18 protein-coding genes are annotated in these 21,570 nt (G+C 39.6%); 3 read left to right on the top strand and 15 right to left on the bottom strand.

The window, feature by feature from the left end:
- Positions 1–4: 4 nt before the first annotated feature.
- The 5 genes from ABIS04_RS07475 to recR all read right to left on the bottom strand — a co-directional run bounded on the left by ABIS04_RS07475 (position 5) and on the right by recR (position 6,112).
- A complete protein-coding gene (locus ABIS04_RS07475) occupies positions 5–1,309 on the bottom strand; it encodes an inosine/guanosine kinase (protein WP_137221250.1) in 1,305 nt (434 codons plus the stop codon).
- Positions 1,310–1,607: 298 nt separating this feature from the next.
- Positions 1,608–2,252 carry an adenylate kinase gene (gene adk / locus ABIS04_RS07470; protein WP_137221252.1) on the bottom strand — a complete coding sequence of 215 codons (645 nt, stop codon included), beginning with the start codon at positions 2,250–2,252 and terminating at the stop codon, positions 1,608–1,610.
- 136 nt (positions 2,253–2,388) lie between these two features.
- On the bottom strand, positions 2,389–3,252 hold the full coding sequence (locus ABIS04_RS07465; protein ID WP_137221254.1) for a tetratricopeptide repeat protein: 864 nt from the start codon (positions 3,250–3,252) through the stop codon (positions 2,389–2,391).
- 66 nt (positions 3,253–3,318) lie between these two features.
- A complete protein-coding gene (htpG, locus tag ABIS04_RS07460) occupies positions 3,319–5,232 on the bottom strand; it encodes a molecular chaperone HtpG (protein WP_140233928.1) in 1,914 nt (637 codons plus the stop codon).
- 280 nt (positions 5,233–5,512) lie between these two features.
- On the bottom strand, positions 5,513–6,112 hold the full coding sequence (gene recR, locus ABIS04_RS07455; RefSeq protein ID WP_140233927.1) for a recombination mediator RecR: 600 nt from the start codon (positions 6,110–6,112) through the stop codon (positions 5,513–5,515).
- Positions 6,113–6,637: 525 nt separating this feature from the next.
- Between recR and ABIS04_RS07450 the strand changes: the two genes are divergently transcribed.
- Complete coding sequence (locus ABIS04_RS07450; RefSeq protein ID WP_350433057.1) at positions 6,638–7,489, top strand: GGDEF domain-containing protein; 852 nt, start codon at positions 6,638–6,640, stop codon at positions 7,487–7,489.
- A 215-nt stretch (positions 7,490–7,704) separates the two neighbouring features.
- On the opposite strand, the gene ABIS04_RS07445 is transcribed toward ABIS04_RS07450, so the two are convergent.
- The 9 genes from ABIS04_RS07445 to ABIS04_RS07405 form a co-directional block, all read right to left on the bottom strand.
- A complete protein-coding gene (locus ABIS04_RS07445; RefSeq protein ID WP_137221262.1) occupies positions 7,705–7,938 on the bottom strand; it encodes a helix-turn-helix transcriptional regulator in 234 nt (77 codons plus the stop codon).
- Complete coding sequence (locus ABIS04_RS07440; RefSeq protein ID WP_350433056.1) at positions 7,931–8,428, bottom strand: hypothetical protein; 498 nt, start codon at positions 8,426–8,428, stop codon at positions 7,931–7,933. Before ABIS04_RS07440 ends, ABIS04_RS07445 begins: the two co-directional genes overlap by 8 nt.
- 258 nt (positions 8,429–8,686) lie before the next feature.
- Positions 8,687–9,019 carry a YbaB/EbfC family nucleoid-associated protein gene (locus ABIS04_RS07435; RefSeq protein WP_011637860.1) on the bottom strand — a complete coding sequence of 111 codons (333 nt, stop codon included), beginning with the start codon at positions 9,017–9,019 and terminating at the stop codon, positions 8,687–8,689.
- A gap of 143 nt (positions 9,020–9,162) precedes the next feature.
- Positions 9,163–12,000, bottom strand: coding sequence for a DNA polymerase III subunit gamma/tau (gene dnaX, locus ABIS04_RS07430; protein ID WP_350433055.1), 2,838 nt, complete (start codon positions 11,998–12,000; stop codon positions 9,163–9,165).
- A 150-nt stretch (positions 12,001–12,150) separates the two neighbouring features.
- Positions 12,151–12,702, bottom strand: a complete 552-nt coding sequence (gene apt, locus ABIS04_RS07425; protein WP_137221268.1) for an adenine phosphoribosyltransferase — start codon at positions 12,700–12,702, stop codon at positions 12,151–12,153.
- A gap of 134 nt (positions 12,703–12,836) precedes the next feature.
- Positions 12,837–13,202 carry a YbaN family protein gene (locus ABIS04_RS07420; protein WP_137221270.1) on the bottom strand — a complete coding sequence of 122 codons (366 nt, stop codon included), beginning with the start codon at positions 13,200–13,202 and terminating at the stop codon, positions 12,837–12,839.
- A 362-nt stretch (positions 13,203–13,564) separates the two neighbouring features.
- Complete coding sequence (locus ABIS04_RS07415) at positions 13,565–14,326, bottom strand: DUF2063 domain-containing protein (protein WP_140233924.1); 762 nt, start codon at positions 14,324–14,326, stop codon at positions 13,565–13,567.
- Positions 14,326–15,183, bottom strand: coding sequence for a DUF692 domain-containing protein (locus ABIS04_RS07410; protein ID WP_350433054.1), 858 nt, complete (start codon positions 15,181–15,183; stop codon positions 14,326–14,328). Before ABIS04_RS07410 ends, ABIS04_RS07415 begins: the two co-directional genes overlap by 1 nt.
- Positions 15,184–15,308: 125 nt before the next feature.
- Positions 15,309–15,674 (bottom strand): hypothetical protein, encoded by a 366-nt coding sequence (locus ABIS04_RS07405; protein WP_350433053.1) that lies wholly within the window; start codon positions 15,672–15,674, stop codon positions 15,309–15,311.
- Between the two features lie 327 nt (positions 15,675–16,001).
- On the opposite strand from ABIS04_RS07405, the gene dusC reads away from it, so the two are divergent.
- Entirely contained in the window at positions 16,002–16,952 is a 951-nt protein-coding gene (dusC, locus tag ABIS04_RS07400) for a tRNA dihydrouridine(16) synthase DusC (RefSeq protein ID WP_350433052.1), read from the top strand.
- 375 nt (positions 16,953–17,327) lie between these two features.
- Complete coding sequence (locus ABIS04_RS07395) at positions 17,328–17,699, top strand: TraR/DksA C4-type zinc finger protein (protein WP_350433051.1); 372 nt, start codon at positions 17,328–17,330, stop codon at positions 17,697–17,699.
- A 195-nt stretch (positions 17,700–17,894) separates the two neighbouring features.
- On the opposite strand, the gene ABIS04_RS07390 is transcribed toward ABIS04_RS07395, so the two are convergent.
- Positions 17,895–20,534 carry a TonB-dependent receptor gene (locus ABIS04_RS07390; protein ID WP_350433050.1) on the bottom strand — a complete coding sequence of 880 codons (2,640 nt, stop codon included), beginning with the start codon at positions 20,532–20,534 and terminating at the stop codon, positions 17,895–17,897.
- Positions 20,535–21,570: the final 1,036 nt, after the last annotated feature.

Genomic DNA, 21,570 nt, shown 5'->3' with positions numbered 1-21,570 from the left:
TAAATTATCGTTCCCAATATGACTCTTCTAAACTGTCTTCCCGCTCAGGTAAACCACGAGATAAACGCGGGCTGTGTTGAGCTAACACCTCGTATGCAACGCGATTAGCGTATTTGCACAACTGTGAAAATGACGAATAACATAAACCGTCTCGTTTGTGCTTACTCGAGCCGGGTATATTGGTTTTATGAAACGTATTAGCTGATAAATCATGCAACAGCGCAGACAAGGCTCCATCTCCAGCGCCATTAGTATTACGGATTAATTCCGGCCCGCCCATATATGGCGCAATATGAGCATACACTTTTATCGGAGTGTCGCAATCTGCTTGTAATTTAGGCCGCGAAAACTCATAGCGATTAAACTCAGGAATGGTACCAGGTAACAAAGTATGACTTGTTTCGCGTTTTTCATTATCATCAGTATAGCCTGCGGTATAAAGCCCAATAGGTCCTGCCGTAGTTAATACCATATCACACCATTCAAGCGCAGCTTCGCTGGCCAGTAATGGATCTTTAAAACCGGTTAATGCTTCACCTTCGTCTTCATTCATCGCTAAAATAGTGACGTGATCATTAATAAAGTTTTGCCACCATTGCGGATCTTCTTGAATCAAAAAACGCGTGCCTAAAGTTAATACCACTGGCACATCGGCTTCTTTAGCGTAATTAATCGCCGTCATTGCCGCATCGGTAATACCATCACCTTCGCTTGCTCGCATCAGGTAAGCGGTTAACACTAACGCCGAACTGCCCTGCACCACCTCTTTATCAATATACTCAGGTGTCAGCTTATCCATAGAACCTTTACTAATAGCAAATGTGCGTTCGCCACAGTCTGAAATCAGTGTAAAGCAGCGACCGATAGGGCCATCAACAGGTTGTAAAAAGTTAAGGTCAACTTTAGATGAAGTATGACATAAATAGCAGTATGCGTAGCTACCCACCATAATGTGTTGACTCATGACCCCAAAAAGCACTGAGCGATCGTCGGCTAAAATAGAATAATTATGTACTGTGTTGCCAATAGTGCCACCAGCAAACTCGTCACTGATCATGTCATTGGACTTTAGTTCATTGTATAGATTGTGGGCAAGTTCATCATTGATAAGAGTCGAGTTACCCTTAGGTAATCCGTAGCGCTGAAGTAGGTCATCCTCAACTTTTGCTTCAATATCCACCAGCGTCTGATCGATCCCACAAATATAGGTTGAAATAGGTTGTGGTTGTTGAGTGAGTTGAGCCAATAAAGGATCACGACGGTTTACAGGGAAATAGTGTTTAGACTTGCGTTGACCAGGAAACTTCATATTGGGCTCTCATAGCTTGGCATCCATGCAAGTGTGGAAATAATTACCACTGGCACTCTTTCAACGTTGAAAAAATGATTATCTGCGAAAATGGCGGCAGATTTTATCATAGGTCAGTATTATTTCTATATTACTTTTATCAACTAGCCAGCTTAATTACGGACTTATCTTAATTCACATCACAGTTCTATGATTATCCGTGGTTTTGTTGATACCAGAGTAGTGACGTGAATGCTCACTGGCTAGATACGAAAAAAGCCTGCTAGGCAGGCTTTTTAAATATGTAACTTATCAGCGACTATTTTAAAACGTTAGCCAATTGTTCACTGACTTTAGCAACAGATTGAGTACCGTCAAACTTGTTATATTGAGTTCGACCTTCTGCAGCCACTTTGCCATAGTAATCGACTAATGGCTTAGTTTGCTCATGGTAAATACCTAAGCGCTTACGCACTGTGCTTTCTTCGTCATCTGGACGAATAGCTAAGTCTTCACCAGTAACGTCATCTTTACCTTCCACTCTAGGTGGATTAAATTCTAAATGGTAAACACGGCCAGAACCAGGATGAACACGACGTCCACTCATGCGCTTAACAATTTCTTCGTCTGGCACATCGATTTCGATAACATGATCAATCTCAATACCATTTTCAGCCATTGCATCAGCTTGAGGAATTGTGCGAGGAAAACCGTCAAGTAAGAAACCTTTAGCGCAATCGTCTTGAGCAATACGTTCTTTCACTAAACCAATAATAAGGTCATCAGACACTAATTGACCTGCATCCATTACTTTCTTAGCTTCTAAACCTAATGGAGTGCCTGCTTTAACTGCGGCACGCAACATATCACCGGTTGAGATTTGTGGGATACCATACTGTTCCATAATGAACTGTGCTTGGGTACCTTTACCGGCACCAGGTGCACCCAATAAAATAATGCGCATCTCAAAAGTCCTCTTTTAAGTTTATGTTCTTTTTAGGGCGGCGATTTTCGCACATCTGCCACTCTTTTAATAGCGCTTTTGTTATGACATTAGACCTAAATCTAATAAGGCTTGTAACAAAAAGGCTTCAATTTGTTTAATACAGCAAAGTATATAATTTACGACGATATTGATTCGCTAACGCGTTACCCTGCCCTATTGCCGTCAAAATTTCCATGAAGACTTGTTTAACTTTGCCATCTGCGGCGTTCAAGTCTTTTTGTAAAATAGTGAACAATAACTCAAGTGCTTCTTCGTTACGTTGAGCCGCATTGAGTGCTTTAGCTAATAACACCACTGCATCAAGATTATCTGGTTGTTCGGCAACATTTTGCTGTAGTTGACGAATTTCTGGAGTATCAGCGGCATCTTCGGCAAGTGCCAATTTAGCCTTTAAATTCTGATAATAACTATCTTGATCCGCTAAACCAATACTGGCTAATAAACTTTTGGCATCCGCTAATAAACCTTGCTGTAATGCCACATCTGCCATCACCAATCCCACTTCAGCGGACTGCTGTGCATCGATAAAAATTGTTTTTAACTGATCAGAAATTTTAGTTAAGTCTTCTGGCGATAACTCGCCTTGGGCTAATTGTTGCTTAACATCATCAAACTCTTGTATCCACATCGGTGGCAAATGCTTATTCAATAAGTCGCTAACTTGCTCTTGACTTTGAAGCCCGGCAAAACCGTCAATAGGACGACCTTGGTCCAAAATTAATGTGGTCGGTAAATCTTGGATTTGAAAATAATTAGCAATTTCTAATTCAGTTTCGCAATTAACTTTAGCGAGAATAAATCGCCCAGCTTGAGCTGACGCTAACTGTTCCAACGTTTGCAACATCTGTACGCTTTCTGGTTGCTGTTGAGTCCAAAATGCCAATACCACCATTTTTTTCATTGAGGTATCAACAACTTGTTGAATATTGTCTTTAGTAAGATTAATGAGGTAGTCCATAAAGCCTCCGCAGCATGACAAAAACAAAAGCGGACATACAGTCCGCTTTTATGGTTTAAATCGAGTTTATTTTACGCTCGCCAATAACATTTGATTGGTTAGCTTAATAAACGCTGATGGATCAGCCAAACTGCCTTTTTCTGATAATAACGCTTGTTGTAATAACAAGTTAGCCCAATCAGCAAACAATTTCTCGTCTGTTTCTTTATTAAGATGTTCAACCAAAGGATGGGTTGGATTAATCTCAAATATCGGTTTAGACTCTGGTACTGGTTGACCAGCTGCTTCCATCAATTTAATCATCTGAGTCGACATTTCACCTTCACCGGCTACCACACATGCAGGTGTGTCAGTTAAACGCGAAGTGACACAAACATCTGAGACTTTGTCTGCTAAAGCAGCTTTAACGCGTTCAACAAGATCTTTAGATTCTTCGGCTACTTTGTCGTGAGCTTCTTTATCAGCCGCATCTTCTAGCTCACCTAATTCTAAATCACCACGAGTAACTGAATGTAATTTTTTACCTTTAAATTCAGTTAAGTGATTCACTAACCATTCATCGATACGCTCAGACATTAATAGTACTTCAATGCCTTTTTTACGCAATAACTCAAGATGTGGGCTGTTAGCTGCGGCTTCATAACTGTCGGCAACTATATAGTAAATCTTGTCTTGGCCTTCTTTCATGCGCCCAATGTAATCTTCCAAAGATACGGTCGTTGCTGCTGAGTTGTTATGAGTAGAGGCAAAACGCAGCAGTCCAGCAATACGTTCTTTGTTAGCAAAGTCCTCTGCAGGACCTTCTTTTAATACTTGACCAAACTCAGCCCAGAAAGATTGATATTGTTCAGGCTCATCTTTAGCTAATTTTTCAAGCATGCCTAATACGCGTTTAGTAATACCCACACGCATTGCCGTTGTGACATGGTTATCTTGTAAAATTTCACGAGAAACGTTTAGTGGCAAATCATTCGAATCGATTAATCCTCGAACGAAGCGCAAGTATGTCGGTAAAAACTGTTCTGCATCATCCATAATAAAGACACGTTGGACAAATAGTTTCAAGCCATGTTTATGATCACGGTTCCACATATCCCAAGGTGCTTTGGCTGGAATATACAACAAGCTAGTGTATTCTTGCTTACCTTCAACCCGATTATGAGACCATTTCAGAGCATCATTAAAATCATGAGAAATGTGCTTATAAAATTCTTGATATTCTTCGTCAGTAATATCTGATTTATTACGAGTCCAAAGCGCAGTGGCTTTGTTCATCACTTTCCATTCACCTTCGGTCGCAGCAATTTTTTCGCCATCAGGACCTTCAGACTCAGGAGTACCTTCATTCCACATTTGTACCGGAACAGAGATATGATCGGAGTACTTGGTAATAATTGAGCGTAAACGGTGATCATCTGCAAACTCGAGTTCGTCATCGCGTAGTTGCAAAGTAATTTCAGTACCACGTTCATTTTTAGTAATACTTTCTACGTTAAATGAACCTTCGCCTTCAGACTCCCACAATACACCTTCGCTAGCAGGATGCCCTGCAGCACGGGTTCGTACGGTCACTTTTTTGGCTACGATAAAAGCTGAATAAAAGCCAACACCAAACTGACCAATTAATTGAGAATCTTTTGATGCTTCGCCGGAAAGGTTGTTAAAAAATTCTTTAGTGCCAGACTTAGCGATAGTTCCTAAATGTTCAATAACGCTATCGCGCGTCATACCAATACCATTATCAGAAATGGTGACAGTGCCTTTTTCTTTATTGGCACTGACTCGAACGCGTAAATCGCCGTTACCTTCATATAAAGCATCATCAGTTAACGCTAAATATCGTAATTTATCTGCTGCATCGGCTGCATTTGAAACCAGCTCACGTAAGAAAATCTCTTTATTTGAATACAGAGAGTGGATCATCAATTGCAGAAGTTGTTTGACTTCGGTTTGAAAGCCATGAGTTTCTTGTTGTGACATGAGTATTTCCCTTGGTGTTACGTTAAAACGATCACGAGTCGAAAAATCTACTCGCCTTAAAAATCTATGTTAACCAAGAGATGGGGGGACATTACAACCTTTTCAAGGGCCAAGGTTACCTTGTTGAATAATAAATCGTCAGTTAAGCCCACATCCGCTCTATATGGGCATTTTTACAACATATACTCCTCATAATTCACCTAAAATGAAATAAAAAATGCCAACAAACCTTATTAAGGGTCTGCTGGCACAATGTTGTTCTCAATGAATAATAGCTTTGTTACAAAGGAATACGGCCATTGAAAGATAATGCTAAGGTGGTGCTATCGACGTATTCAAGCTCCCCACCTACCGGAACACCATGAGCAATACGACTAATCACAACATTGTGTCTTCTAGCCATATCAGCAATGAAATGTGCAGTAGCATCACCCTCAACGGTCGGATTAGTCGCCAAAATAAGCTCACTCACCTCATCAGAGGTTAAGTGGCGCTCAAGTAACGCTAAACCCAACTCTTCAGGACCAACACCGTCTAACGGTGACAAATGCCCTAACAACACAAAATAACGACCATTAAAATGTCCACCGGCTTCAATAGCAAGCACATCGGCAGGTGTTTCCACCACACAAATAATCCCTGAATTAATTCGACGGTGACTACTGCATATCGGGCATAGGTCTTGTTCGGTAAATGTCCGGCAACTTTGGCAATGACCAACTTCAGACATGGCTTTTTGCAATGAATCGGCAAGCTTAAGACCTGCTTTTCGCTCACGCTCAAGTAGTTGAAATGCCATGCGCTGTGCAGACTTAGGGCCGACACCTGGCAAAGCACGTAAAGATTGAATTAATTCATCAACCAAAGGACTAAATTTCATAAAATTGCGAATACCTTAAATAACTAAACTCATTGTGATGTCACGGATGAAGCCGTCTTGTGATCAGCTAAGCCAAAATGCGGAAACACCAAAGCAGTGCGATTATTGTCTGTGCAGGGCTCGAATGCAAAGATTAATGCTTTTGTAGTAAGAAATGAAGCCAACAATTTTTAAATTACGCAGTATTTTTTGTTTAATGCTTAGGTAAAAACCCCTCATCGAAGACGAGTGACATGTTATAGCGGGCTTAAAGGTGAAAGTCCGATGCGGGTAAATAGGTTATCTTCACACAGCAAAGAATAACTAACCAACCGAATGACAACAATATGCACTCACTTTAATGGCAAGCAACATAACCAGCTAAATAAGAGAATGCTCAAGTTTTGAAAGCCATCACCTTTCTGTCTGGCTCATCTGATATTCTATTAAACAAGTATTTAACATTTTCGGTTGACCCGAGAAAGAGATTCACAACGATATTGAAAACATCTCAAAAAGAGACATTTCCAAATTAAAGTGTCACCAATGCAAGGACTCAAAATGCTCGATACTTTACCATTATTAGGCAGTGGATTCGTTATTTGCGCCGCGATATTACTGGCAATGGCAATCGCACCAGTTTGGAAGCTATTTAGCCAACTACCAACAGGCGGATTACGCTATAGCTGGGGATTTCTTATTCTGCTGATATTGTTCTTCATTGTAGGTTATATTGTATATGCACAATTTAACTTGATGACATTTTCTCAACCACTTGATCTAGTGGTGCCGGTTATATTTTTTTGCGGTGCTATTTTTGTATTGGTTGTTTGTACCCTGTCCCTCAAAACCACCAGTGACATCATGCAGATGAACGCACTCAAGCAGGAAAATATCACCGACCCACTAACAGATATATTTAACCGGAGATACTTAGAACGTCGCCTCAAAGAAGAAACACAAAAGGCACAAAGTTATTCTAACCCACTATCCATCTTCCTTATCGATATAGATCATTTCAAGATTATTAATGATAATTATGGTCATCAGATTGGTGACTTAGTTTTGAAAAATATAGCCCAAAATATTAAAATGTCGTTAAGAGAGTCAGATTTAATTGCTCGTTATGGTGGTGAAGAGTTTATTGTCATCCTCCCTCTAACCCAAGTATTCACATCTTATACTCTTGCTGAACGACTCCGAACGGTTGTGGAAAACTCAAAATTGGCAATCCCTAGCGATACTGGCATAGATATTATTTCAATTGGAGTTACAGTAAGTATTGGTATAGCAGGACTTACGTCTGAATGTAAAGACTACCAATGCCTGATTAAAAATGCTGATACAGCACTCTATCAAGCAAAACAAAATGGCCGAAACCAAGTCCGTATGGCGTAAGCGCTATAAACGCTGCGTTAATAAACTGCCTTTATCTAGTAAACCGTCACAGTACTCTCATTGTAATAGTCAACGATAACCCAAGCGTTTCAGAATGACATTTCATTCAAATTCGGTTTCGATATACAGTCGACTAACGAATAACTTAACTCACTGACAACACCCGAATGACAGATTAAAGGGGGGGGGTATGAGTTATATGATGCAAAGTTTCGCTACTTATCTGAACGATAGCTAAAGACGTTATCAAGCGGTAAATTAAACACCTCTGCAATTTTAAATGCGACTTCAAGTGTTGGTGAGTATTTATTTGACTCAATGGCCATCACAGTTTGGCGCGTCACACCGATTTGTTCGGCGAGCTGTTTTTGGGTCATTTCATTATGTAAAAAACGTAAAGTACGGATAGAATTTGAAATGCCTATTTTACTGTCATCAAGGTTACTCATAAATCTCACCGGTTCGGCCCTTGTACAACTGCACACCATAATAGGCTAGTTCTGCCAGTAAAAATGCCACCAATAATATATGCAGCGGCAAGTGGGGAACATATTGCGGCATAAGGGTAAAACCTTGCGAATCAATATTATATTGAACCATGGCAAAAATCACTCCAACTTGCAAAATGATAGCGGAATACTTATAGCCTACCAAATTAATTTGTTTCTCTCTGACATCCATCGGTTGTGACAGTTCATCATCACTGATCAGGGCAAGTAATATATAACTCACTACCATCAATACAATGGAGTAAATAATAATTTGCAATAACAAGGACGACAACCATTCAATAGAGGCTAATTGCTCCGGAGACGCACTCGCTAACTGACTAATATAATGGTAAAAAATATAAACTGTGATTAAAAAATCAACCGATAACATTAGCTCTCGAAAACTGGTTTCTTGTAACCATTGATGTACTTTATGCTTATCTACCATGTTAACTCCAATCAACTTTATGTAAAAAATATTTAACTTAACAATCATATCGACAGGAAAAGAGATGTCAAATATTTTTAACTCGGAGTTAATAATTAAGTACTTTATGTTGATGGAGAATTTACATTAATATAATGGAATAACTGTATCGAATACCTATTGTGTAAAAGATCAATACTAGTTAATTCTTCTACACTATAACGAAAAAGGCTCAAGCATAATGCTTGAGCCTTTTTAAGTTGTTGTATCAGACAACCATTAAAACGGCATTTTCATTCCAGGTGGTAATTGCATACCACCAGTCACTTCGGCCATTTTAGTTTTTTGATTTTCTTCAATGCGACGAGCGGCGTCATTGCACGCTGCAGCGATGAGATCTTCTAACATCTCTTTATCGTCTTCCATCAAGCTTGGATCAATTTCAACTTTACGCACATTGTGGTTACCTGTCATGGTTACTTTAACCAAGCCAGCACCCGCTTCACCCGTCATTTCGGTGCGCGCAATTTCTTCCTGCACTTTAGCCATTTTATCTTGCATCATCTGGGCTTGTTTCATTAAATTGCCCATACCGCCTTTTCCACCAAACATAGTCATATCTCTCTAATTTAGGTTGTTAGCAAGTCGCCATAATGGCGCTAATATTACTGAAATAAAATCGATTGGCAATCTTGCAAATACATTTTTGGGATGAAGATATATTCATCTTAAGCTAAATTACCGCATTTGTTCATTTATGAAGCATTAATGAGTGCAATTTCTTGTGCTATTTGCCCCAATTGTTCTGCCGGATATTCAATACTGTCACTGTCTAATTGAGCGGATAAACGCTGAACCATCCACTTAACGTTATCATCTATCAAAATAGACTGTTGTGCTTGTGCAATAAGCTCACGATGAAAACGTTTACGTAACTCTAGTGGCGTTTCACGTTCAGGCACAACCCCTATCTGAATTTGAACTTCTGTCGGTTGCTCGAGATATTCAGATAACGCCTGTTGCAATTGTTCGATCGCCGTTTGAGCTGACAAATGTTTTTGATTGGGTTTCAATACCAACACCATGGGATTTGACAATGCTGAGCACACTGAGTTTACACCTAGTTGTCTAACCCTACCGCCAACAGACACATTCGTCATCACTTTATACCAATGCAAATCAACCTCATCACCTTGAATACTGTGTGGTTCAAATGCAGTAACCTCATGGGATTGAGTTGTTGCAGGTTCAACACTCATGTTCAGCGGATTAGCCGCCAACGAACTTGTAGTGAGAGTGCTAGCAGGCTTTTGATGCTGATTATCGATTGGATGACTGTTTGTACTCGGTTGTTGAATAGTTGCTTCAACAGCAGGTTTGATATCCTCATTGATATCGGCAAACGTGTTAACTTGCTCATCCTCCTTAGGCTTAACCCAAGGCGGTCTATCATAATCGACTATTGCCTGCTCTTCCGTTACAGAGCTTGGCTTTGCCTCTACAGATCCAACAGATGATTCATTAGCCGCAGTAACGGGTGTCGATACCGGTTTTACTTTTCTAGGTGTAATGACTTTTGCTGGCTCTTTTTTGGCAAGTTCTTCTTTTAAATGCAATGCCCCTACATCCGCTATGAGTAAATCACGGCTAGCTAACACCTCATCAAGAAAGTCGTCTGCAGTATCCTCAGAACGAGTGAGTTCTTGATTAGTCCCATGGTCAATAATGTCAGAGTTTTGTTTATTCACAATATCACGACTATCATCGTTGATATTGTCAATGTCATCACTTATCCGTTGTGGCTTTTGTACAGCATCAGTAACGTTACCAATATTGTTAGCTTCAGTTGCCTCATTTAAAGCCGAAAAAGCCATATACTCGTCATGATCTAGTGGCTCATATTCCATTGATGCATCACCTGAGGTGTCATAATCCATAAAAGCATATGCACTTAGCGAATCATCAACATTGTCACTTTTTTCTACGTCATTGGTGTTTGCAGTACTCACTGCAGATTGTTGTTCACTATTTTGATCAGAGGTTGGCTGGTTACCATGTTCAGTGCTGAGGTTCGCCGAAGCCGTTACATCAAGATTAGCTTCAGTCTTGGCATCTACATCTTTCGCATCGCTAGTCTCTTGATGCTCGGCTTGCTCAATGACATGATTAGCCTCTACTGCAGTAGCGGGTTCAGCCTGCACTACATCGCTTTGTGGCGATGAGCTGTTAAAGCCTAAGCTTTGTGCTTGACTCATGACCAAAGTTTGTTCGTCTACCAGTGAGGCTATAACAGATTCATCGTCGACAATATCACTATCTTGTTTCTCAAGATCTACCGTTGAAACAATTTTCACCGGCGCTGTGCTCGAAGAAGATGGAAGAGTGTCTACTTTAGATTGAAGAGCTGACTTTGGGCCTGTTTCATTGACCTCTTGCCCTGGAGGTGATGAATGATCAATAACGCTTAAATCAATATTAGCGGGTGTCGTTGTTACCCAACGCTTCACTTGTTTTTCTGGGGTAAAGGCTACAGCTCGAAGTAACGCCATTTCCAAGCCAGATTTAGGATCGGGAGCAAAGGGTAAATCTTTACGACCGTTAAGTAACATTTGGTAATAAAGCTGGACTTGTTCCGGCGCTAATTGCTGCGCGAACGCTAATATTTGCTCACTAAACAGCGATTGTTGTGCCGCGGCTGGTGCAAATTGCGTCAAGGTGATTTGATGTAATAGCTCTAACAGGCTTCGCAGTACTTCTTCTGCATCTGCACCAAATGCCAATACTTTGGCCACCGTCTGCATTAATGGCCCAACCTCAGCGTCACACAAGGCTTTTAATAACGCTAACACATGTTGCTCATCAATACTGCCCAACATGGTTTGCACTTGTGTAAGCATCACTTGGCCACTGCCAAATGCTATCGCTTGATCCGTTAAACTGAGCGCATCACGCATACTGCCATTAGCCGCTTTAGCTAATAAACTCAGTGCTTGCTGCTCAAAGGGTAATTGTTCTTGGGTGATGACATATTCAAGTTGCTTGCTGATTTCATCTTGCGACAAACTTTTTAAATTGAACTGTAAGCAACGAGATAACACAGTAACAGGCAGTTTGTGCGGATCGGTAGTCGCTAATAAAAACTTAACATGCTCTGGAGGTTCTTCTAATGTCTTTAGCAGTGCGTTAAAACTGCTGCGCGACAACATATGTACTTCATCAATTAAGTACACCTTAAAACGACCACGGGATGGACGGTACTGTACATTGTCGAGAAGTTCACGAGTATCGTCGACTTTGGTACGCGACGCCGCGTCAACTTCAATTAAATCGACAAAGCGACCTTGGGCAATTTCAATGCAACTAGAACATTTACCGCATGGATTAGCCGTTATACCCGTTTCACAATTGAGGCCTTTAGCAAATAAACGCGCCAAACTTGTTTTACCCACACCGCGGGTTCCAGTAAACAAATAAGCATGATGTAAACGTTGTTGACTCAATGCATTGGTTAATGCCATTAATACATGGGACTGACCAACCATTTGTTCAAATTTAGCTGGGCGCCATTTGCGGGCGAGTACTTGGTAAGACATGAAATTCCCCACAGAGAGCTATCGGGAGTCAATCCCTTTAAAGGGGTTAACAATAACATGCCAAAGGCTGGCATGCTATTGTTGAGCAAGCATTTGATAGCGTAAAATATAGTTAACTGCTTAATAAAATAGCTGTTTATTTTACATTAATTACTCGCCTTCAAACTCGCATAAACTTAACACTTCAATTCCCAAATTTTGTAAGCGCTTCTCGCCACCAATTTCTGGTAATGAGATAACAAATGCAGCATGACTCACTTCACCGCCTAATTGACGAATAAGTTTTACAGTCGCTTCAATCGTGCCACCTGTTGCTAATAAATCATCAATAACGAGCACTTTATCATTGGCATTTATCGCGTCGACATGAATTTCTAAAGTATCTTTACCGTATTCTAAATCATAGGTTTCGCTAATGGTTTTACGGGGTAATTTACCCGGTTTACGCACAGGGACAAAACCAACGCCTAACTCTAACGCGAGTGGTGCGCCAAATAAAAAACCACGCGCTTCAGTACCCACCACTTTGGTGAAACCTTTTGATTGATAATGAGCCACTAGAATCGCAATAGTCGCTTTATATGCTTCGGCATTTTCAAGTAAGCTGGTGACGTCACGGAACATGATGCCTGGGATTGGATAGTCAGGAATGGTTTTAATGCTCTGCTTAATAAGCGCTAAACTGTCTTGGTTCATCATAATGTAGTTAACTCTGTCTGAAAGTGATTACGCAATAAAAAAGTCCACGTTATGGGTGGACTCTGATAAAAAATACTGGAGTGATCTTATGCCCGTTTAATCTCAGTTGCAACAAGCTTACTTTAACTGGCCGTTTATTATTCTAACTCTGGGATCCGCCACAAAAAAAACAATAATATAAGCATCATGCACAGCAACATAAACTTCACCCATATAATTGGCACTATCACAATGCTGATAGCAAAACTTAGGCTACTCATTATCATGGCTTTGCGTTTTAAAGTTCGGCTTAGGGCACGTTTGGATTGCCACTGATGAATGCCTTCGGCAAACCATGGGTGATTGACTAACCATTGATGAAGACGATCATTTGAACGGGCAAAGCAAAACGCAGCCAATAAAATAAATGGCACTGTAGGTAATAAAGGCAGAGCAATGCCAATTAAGCCTAATACTAGGCTACATAACCCTATAATCAGAAAAAAACCACGTTTTACAGCCATGTGGGACCCTATATAAAACAAAAACCACTCTGTTTGAGTGGTTTCATCATACGTCATATTTGCACGTTAACCTGAAATAAATGTTAAATTAACCCTGCAAATTTCAACCATGCTAGCGTCGCGGGTAATGTTGGAATTAATAACACCAAAATAAAACCAAAAAGATAAAAAATGTTGAACGGGTCTTTAAACGGCTGACTCATGATTATTCCTAGTTAAGGTTATGCGACTACGGTATACCTGCGTTCCTCTGTATCAACTGTACACAGAAATGGGTCAAGCCCAATGTGAAGCAGATCACAAAAAGCGGCTTATTTTAGTCACATCTACACAAAATAAAAACCCTAAATTAAGTAAGCTTATTATTCAAAGACAGATGAGATCACAATTCCCTTTTGGGCAAATTGCTGCAATAAAGGTATACAACCAGCCAATAATGTCTCACGGGACATTTGCGGATAGTGTTCAGCTAACCATTCGATAATAGCATCTACCTTTACGCCTTGTGGTGAATCACTCATTTGTTCAATATAAGCCAACACTTGCGCACTTAACGGTGTGAGTTGTAAAAACGCCACTTCGTCATCAAGATCTCGATAGACACAAAAAAAGTTCGCTTGTGCTGTCGGCTCTATAGGTTGGTAGTCAACACTAATATGCTGAACATCAAAGGCATATTGCGCCACCTTAGCACAAGCCGCAAGGCATAGCTGATGGTTATTTAGATCATCAATATGAATTATCTGAGATGTTGGCGTATCTGGCGCGACTGCCACACACAATTCTAACCATTCATAATGCGCTAACTGCAACATAAAAACTGGATCATGTTCAGTTACTTGATATTCGTGTTGTAAAAACCCTAAAAACTCACCGGCAATTTCAACAAATATTGGTGTCTTACAATCATGCGTTACAAAAAATTGTTGTACTAAGGCCTGCCACTGTTCATCTTGATACAAACTTTTCAGTACAGGAAATGCACTCGATACAAAACCTGCGATATTATTAAAAAACAATTCGCGATAGATTTTCATCCGTCTAGACTCAATACCCTCAGGTAATGGCAAACTAGGATCACGGATGTAGTCCATGAATTGTTGTTGTACTTCAATGAAACCCATTATGCTTTCCTCAATACAGACTGCGATGCTAGAGCATTTTGTTGATATTGATGAATTTGATTAATCTCATTAAGGAGTATTTCAGTTTTAGGAATATTAAAATCACGTTCAAGCAATGTCGGATGCACCCCATGTAATTGATAACACTGCTGCAATAAATCCCATACTGGATCGATAATATCCGCACCGTGAGTATCGACCATTAAGTCAACCTCTTCTTCATAGTGCCCTGCAATATGCAGATAAGCGATTCGTTTGGTAGGCATAGCGGCTAAGAAAGCTTTGGCATCGTATTGATGGTTAATTGAATTAACGTAAATGTTATTCACATCAAGCAATAATTTGCAGTTAGCCTCTTGCAGCACGGCATTGACAAATTCTTGTTCCGTCATTTGTGCGCCTGGCGCTGCATAAAATGACACATTCTCTAAAATAAATGGTCGTTCAAGTATATCTTCAACTAGTTTTATCCGCTTAGCAATATGGATAACCGCATCGTCAGTAAATGGGATAGGCATCAAATCATACATATGGCCAGCGCCCGAACAATAACTTAAATGCTCTGAATAAACATCAATATTGTGCTCATCCAAAAAGCGTTTTACGTTTTGTACAAATTGAGTATCGAGCGTCTCTGGACTGCCAATGGATAACGAAAGCCCATGGCAGAAAAAAGTATGTTGTTCAGTTAATTGCTTAAATTGACGGCCAAACTTACCGCCTAATGTCATCCAATTTTCAGGTGCAACTTCGAAAAATTCAATGGCCGATGGCACCTGCTGACAAAATTCATCGAGCATTTCACGCCGAAGCCCTAATCCAACATTGGCTAAGCCATGAACATGATTTGTCGTCATAATGTGTATCCTTGAATTAATCAGTAATGCTAAAAATTAGCTAAAAGGCAGATAAAATTAAGGCCTGAATCTCAGGCCTTAATTGTGTCAGATAAGCCTAGGCATTATCAAATAGATGCAGCCAATTATTTATTGCCGCCACATTTACCTTCACCACACTTGCCTTCTTTAACTTTCTCTGCAGACTTTTTCATGTCGCCGCCGCACTTGCCTTCGCCACACTTACCTTCAACCGCTTTCTCTGCAGACTTTTTCATGTCGCCGCCGCATTTGCCTTCGCCGCACTTACCTTCAGCCGCTTTTTCAGCAGACTTTTTCATGTCGCCGCCACATTTGCCTTCGCCACACTTACCTTCTCCGCCATCAATTTGATAACCAGAAGTTAATTGTTGAAAACCAAATGGGTTAGCTTCTACTTGAGCAGAAAAACCAGCAGTCATTACAACAGAACCTAATGCAACCGCTAAAGTAGTTTGTTTGATTGAATTCATAATAATTATCTTCCTATATCTTGATTGTGTATGGTGACCAACATCATTGCCGGCTTGGTTAAAGAGACCCGCAATAAGTAAATTTTATTGCAAATAAATTTAAAAAATGTGAAAAAAATCTATTTATTTAACATAAATACTTGCTAGATAAGCCCTAAAACTGACGCCACATATATTTAACACAATTACAACATAAGTGCTATCGATATGATTATTATTAATAATTTGTTTAGTTAATCGACAAAATAACTCGCATTGTCATTTAGTACTGATATCAGATAATAAACACGCTAAAATGGCCCACTTTTGACTTCAACAAGGTGTACTGTGCGCGTTATTTTAGCTCCAATGGAAGGTGTGGTTGATGACCATATGCGTGAAATATTATCTGCCATCAACCCATTTGACCTGGTTGTGACTGAATTTGTCAGGGTAGTCAATCAACTCATACCAGACAAAGTATTCTACAAATTATGTCCTGAGTTACATCATCAAGGCTTTACCGCATCTGGAACTCCAGTACGAGTACAGTTATTAGGCCAAGAACCTGAATGGATGGCACAAAATGCCGTAAGAGCTGTAGAGCTAGGTTCAAATGGCGTTGATGCAAACTTTGGCTGTCCAGCCAAAACCGTCAATAAAAGCAAAGGCGGCGCCGTATTGCTGCAGTATCCAGATAATATTTACAATATCGTCAAAGCCATGCGCGATGCCGTGCCATCTGAACACCCTGTTACCGCCAAAATCCGTTTAGGCTACGAAGATAAGTCATTATTTATGGAAAATGCCTTAGCAGTGTACGAAGCTGGCGCAACTGAACTTGCGATCCATGCGCGCAGTAAAACCGACGGTTACAAACCACCGGCTTATTGGGAGTACATTACTGAAGTGAGACAACGATTACCGATCCCTGTTATTGCTAATGGAGAGATCTGGAATGTGGCTGATGCACAGCGTTGTATCGATATTACCGGTTGTGACAGTGTGATGATTGGTCGCGGCGCCATATCGCTACCTAATTTAGGGGATACCATTAAAACAGGAGCAACCCCATTCAGTTGGCAACAAACCCTAAGCTTACTAATCGACTACACCGACAAAGAACTGAATGGACGTAAGTCTGACTATTACCCCTCACGGATTAAACAGTGGTTTAGTTACTTGAACCGCCAATATCCAGAAGCAGATACATTATTTAGAGAGTTAAGAGTATTTAAAACCACTGAAGAGATAGTTAAAGTAATACAGCACGCCCACCGAACAATAAACGAAGACTAACATTCTGTTAACGTAACAGCCTTAGAATCCGATTAAGGCTGATATAAAATAAACCATCAACTTTTTGCTGCGCTGTGATTAATGCTAGCCATACACAGCAACAGTTTCATTGTGTTTTTTAGCTTAGAAATACTCAATCCCCCCTGTGTCAGGATGGTTAGAACACAATGCTAAACTAAACTTTTAGCTGAAATAAGGTCTAACTAAAATGAAATTAACATGGTTAACCTTGTCAGGGTTGAATAAACCATAAATTATTATTTATCTTTTTATCGCAGAAATCTTATTGAGAATTGATCTTCATCATAACGTCTGACTTTTTTGTGCCTAGAATAGAATTTATACATTGGTTTAGACAGTTGAAGGTTATCTCAGTTGCACAACACTCAAGACACATTGCATGAACTTGAACAACTCGAACGTATTTTGAGATGTGAATTAATGCAACTTATCAAGAAGCCATTACAAGCCACTGATGTTGCTCATATCTCGATGAAAACGCCTCTTGGGAACGTTATTGACTACTTGTCACAAATCAAACTATCTAATACCGATACTTTCTCTAAGCTAATGCGGCTCGAAGCGGCTTATTGTCAACTTGAACTCGGTCTCTATGGCATTTGTTCCGATTGTGAGATGGACATAGAACCGTCACGCTTAATCTCCGATCCCACTGAGCAACGCTGCGCTCACTGTGAACAAAAATTCCTTAGTGAACATAGACATGAGTTACGTTTAAATCACTAACGAAATTTCACCATAATACTTTTTACCCAACTGCTAATTCATTCAACACAATTTTTATGACTCATGAGTAAATTCATTTAATTGTCTAGTCCTGAGATAAGTCTCTAATGTGTCAACTTATCTCAGGACGGGACAATACATAAAAAAAGCCGGCTAATTAATTAGCCGGCTTTTTTATTAACAACAAATGTTAGATTAGAACTTCACACTTGCACGAACGAAGAAGTAACGACCTAATACATCATAAGTATAAGGATCGGTATTTGAATCTAAGTTACCAGTGTAGTAAGGAGGTTCTTTATCAAAGATATTGTTAACACCACCAGATAGACGAACAGTTTCGGTTAAATCATAAGAACCTGAAAGGTCATGATACACGATACTATCTACTGAAGGAGCATAGCACGCTGAAGGATCGTCTTCACAAGCGAATGAATCCATGCCATCAATATAACGTACTTCGTACGTAGCACTCCAATCATCACCGCTGGCTGTTAAATCAAGGTTTGTTTTGATTTTAGCAAAACTACCAGCATTACCAGTAATGAACCCTCGGTAATCAACTGCAGTACCGTCTTGGTCAAATTCTTCATATTCTGAAAGTAGCGTGGTATCTAAGTTAGCTTTCCAGCTTAAGCCTGCTGCATCAAATACATACGCTATGTTGATATCGTAACCTGAAGTATTAGTTTCACCAATATTTTGTAAACCGTTATCAAAACTGATACGTCCACTGCCATCAATTTCAATATTTGCAGCTTGACAAAGAGCTGTATCGGCATTGATTTTAGCACCATTAGCATCCATACACTGATTAGCCACATAGTTCGAATCAACAGCAGTAATAGTGTTAGATATTTCAATGTCGTAGTAATCAACAGTTAGTGATAAACCCTCTACAAAGCTAGGAGAGTAAACAAAACCAAGCGTTGTAATATCTGCTTCTTCTGGTGTTAATAAATCATTGCCACCAACAGTTACTTCAGCTTGATCTTGGTCGGTTGCAGGGTGAACAATATAATCAAATGATGGTGATGCTCCACCATATAATTCATTTACAGTTGGAGCACGGAATGCTGTAGAAAGACCACCACGGAACATTAAGTCGTCAGTCATGCGCCATGTTAAGCCCAATTTCCATGTTGTATCATCACCAAATGTATTGTAATCGAAATAACGCATTGCAGCGCTCAAATCAACTTGTTGTGCAAATGGTAAATCACTTAATAATGGAATAGCTAATTCTGCATATACTTCATCAACTTGAAAACTACCAGCCGTAGCTTCAACACGCGGATCATTAGCTAAACCTTGTGCGGTTAATGAATCTGGCGTGTAATAAGCAGACTCTTCACGATGCTCAATACCCGCAGCAAAACCTAATACACCGGCAGGTAAATCAACAATATCACCAGAAAGTGTTGCAGCAAAGATGTCTAGTTCACTACCACCACTATTAACTTCTGTATAGATGTAAGGTTCAATGCTATCACCTTCCCAAGAAGACTGTAGGAATGGATCAAAAGTGCCCTCTAATACTGCATCACTAATTGAACCTAAGTTATGTAGATTTGCAAGGGTGTCAACTGAATCGTTTTTACCTTTGTTGTATGAAGCATCCCAAGTCCAACCATTGTCGAACTCACCTTCTAAACCAAGTACAATACGAACTGTATCAACATTTTGACTAAAGTCACGGGTACCAGACTCAACCATACGACGGCCATAACTGACTTCTTCACCCGCGGCAATCCAAGGCAATAAATCATCAGTCATGAAACCACCCGCTGATTCTGGCTCATATGTCCATACATCGCTGTTCCAAATAGGCTGTGGAGCCATTTGTTGTGATGACCAACGCTTAGAATACATTGCTTCAGAGAAGAATAAAATACTGTCTGATAACTCATAAGAGCCAGAAAAACTTAAGTTAATACGTTCCATTGGTGTAGATAAATAACTGTCTTTGGCATAGTTATACTTATCTTCATCCGTAAATTCATGATATTCGCCACCAAGACCACTTAATGAGGCTGTTTCCCCCCAAATATGTCCACCTTCACTGTATGAGCTACCACCACAATATAATTCTATACTACCTGGATCACCTTTTTCAGAGATAGGACAGTCTGAGAAATCACGATCGGCTTGGCTTGCATCACCACGATTTGTGTACTGCGCGTTAATAACAACGTTACCTTTGTCGAACGTGTTACCCATAGTGAAATCAAGACTTGTTTCGTCTGCGTCACCTTGTCCACTCATACCCGTTTGAACATTCATTTCAAAACCGTCAAAATCACGCTTTAAAATAATGTTAACCACACCAGCGATGGCATCTGTACCATAAATAGCTGAAGCACCGTCTTTTAGGATTTCCACACGTTGGATGATTGATACAGGAATGGTATTCAAATCGACTGTTGATGCAGCACCGGTACCAGATGCAATCATACGGCGACCGTTGACTAATACCAGTGTACGGTTACTGCCTAAACCACGAAGGTTGATAGATGCATCACCACCAGAACCATTGTTCACGGCTGCGTTAGTCATTGCGCCGCCAGTAGAGGTCATTTGTTGTAAAATGTCATCGATAGACGTCGCACCAGAAGAAATAATTGCTGAGGCATCAATTACACTTACAGGGCTAGCAGTTTCCATATCTGCACGCTTAATACGTGAACCTGTTACTTCTATTCTTTCAACTTTCTGAACTTGTTCTTCTGCTGAAACAGCAGCTGAAGCGAATAAGCCGGTTGTCACGACACTTGTTGTTGCTACAGCTAATAGACTACGACGAATAGCCTTAGCGGTTAATGTTACTGAACTCATGGATAATCTCCCTATGACTTATATAAAACACATACAAGTAATTATAATTTTTATATGGATAATTGGTGAAACCAATTACCGAGCACCATTATTAATGAATAAAAAACATTTAGTCAATATAGGCAACATGTAAACAACATATAACACAAAGCTTAGTTGCAAAATTAATTTGACTTGCAAATAACTACCATAAATCAAATGCTTACAATTAATGGCGAAGAAAACAAGAATAAATAGACTCAACAAAATGTTAAAACAAACGAACAATACACCAAATAAAAACAAAAAACACACAAAAAATCACATACAAGGATTTAAGTTAACGCAAGTAAAGTAATATAAAAACAACAACCTATAAATAACAACATTAATAAAATTTTAATATTTTAAAAAAAAATCTGATTGTCGCAAAAACAACCACAATCACATTTCGAAATTACTGATTATTTATTCAATAATTATCTAAATAAGATTAATAAAGCAATATATATTCAGTAATGAAGTAGTAATTTCACTTTCTCAACACAATGTTTGTGCATAAACAACGACTAATACAGCTCTATTTCATTTAAATTTAGCCTTATTCAGACTGAGATCTGCGTCATATTTCATAAATTCTTAACAACACTCATTACAGCAGCAATGTTAATGAAATGTAGCTTATGATAGTGACCAATGAATCTCACCAATGCCCCCTCACCCCACAATAGATTTCACTAACCATTGTGAATATAAAGATAAATTATCAAACTATATCTTATGCATTCCCTTTTTTGTAGAACAGAATCAAGTAATAATCATTCCTGTTTCATGATAACTGGAGCCACAATGTGTGAAGTTCTGTATTGATGATAATCAGGGTATAAATTAATCAATGATAAACATAGGAATAAGCATTTATAAAGCAGAAGGAACAATGGCACCAAAGACAAAAGTATCGATAAAGTACACTATTACAGTAAATATCTTTTCATTGGGTATGTGCAGATCTTAGCAAACAGAGGGGCTGGACTATGTCTCTATTGATTTAGAGATC

Source organism: Shewanella sp. H8, from assembly GCF_040285065.1.
Taxonomy (GTDB): Bacteria; Pseudomonadota; Gammaproteobacteria; order Enterobacterales; family Shewanellaceae; genus Shewanella; species Shewanella polaris.
The sequence above is the reverse complement of the archived record's forward strand: the minus strand, read 5'-3'. Positions and strand labels throughout refer to the sequence as shown.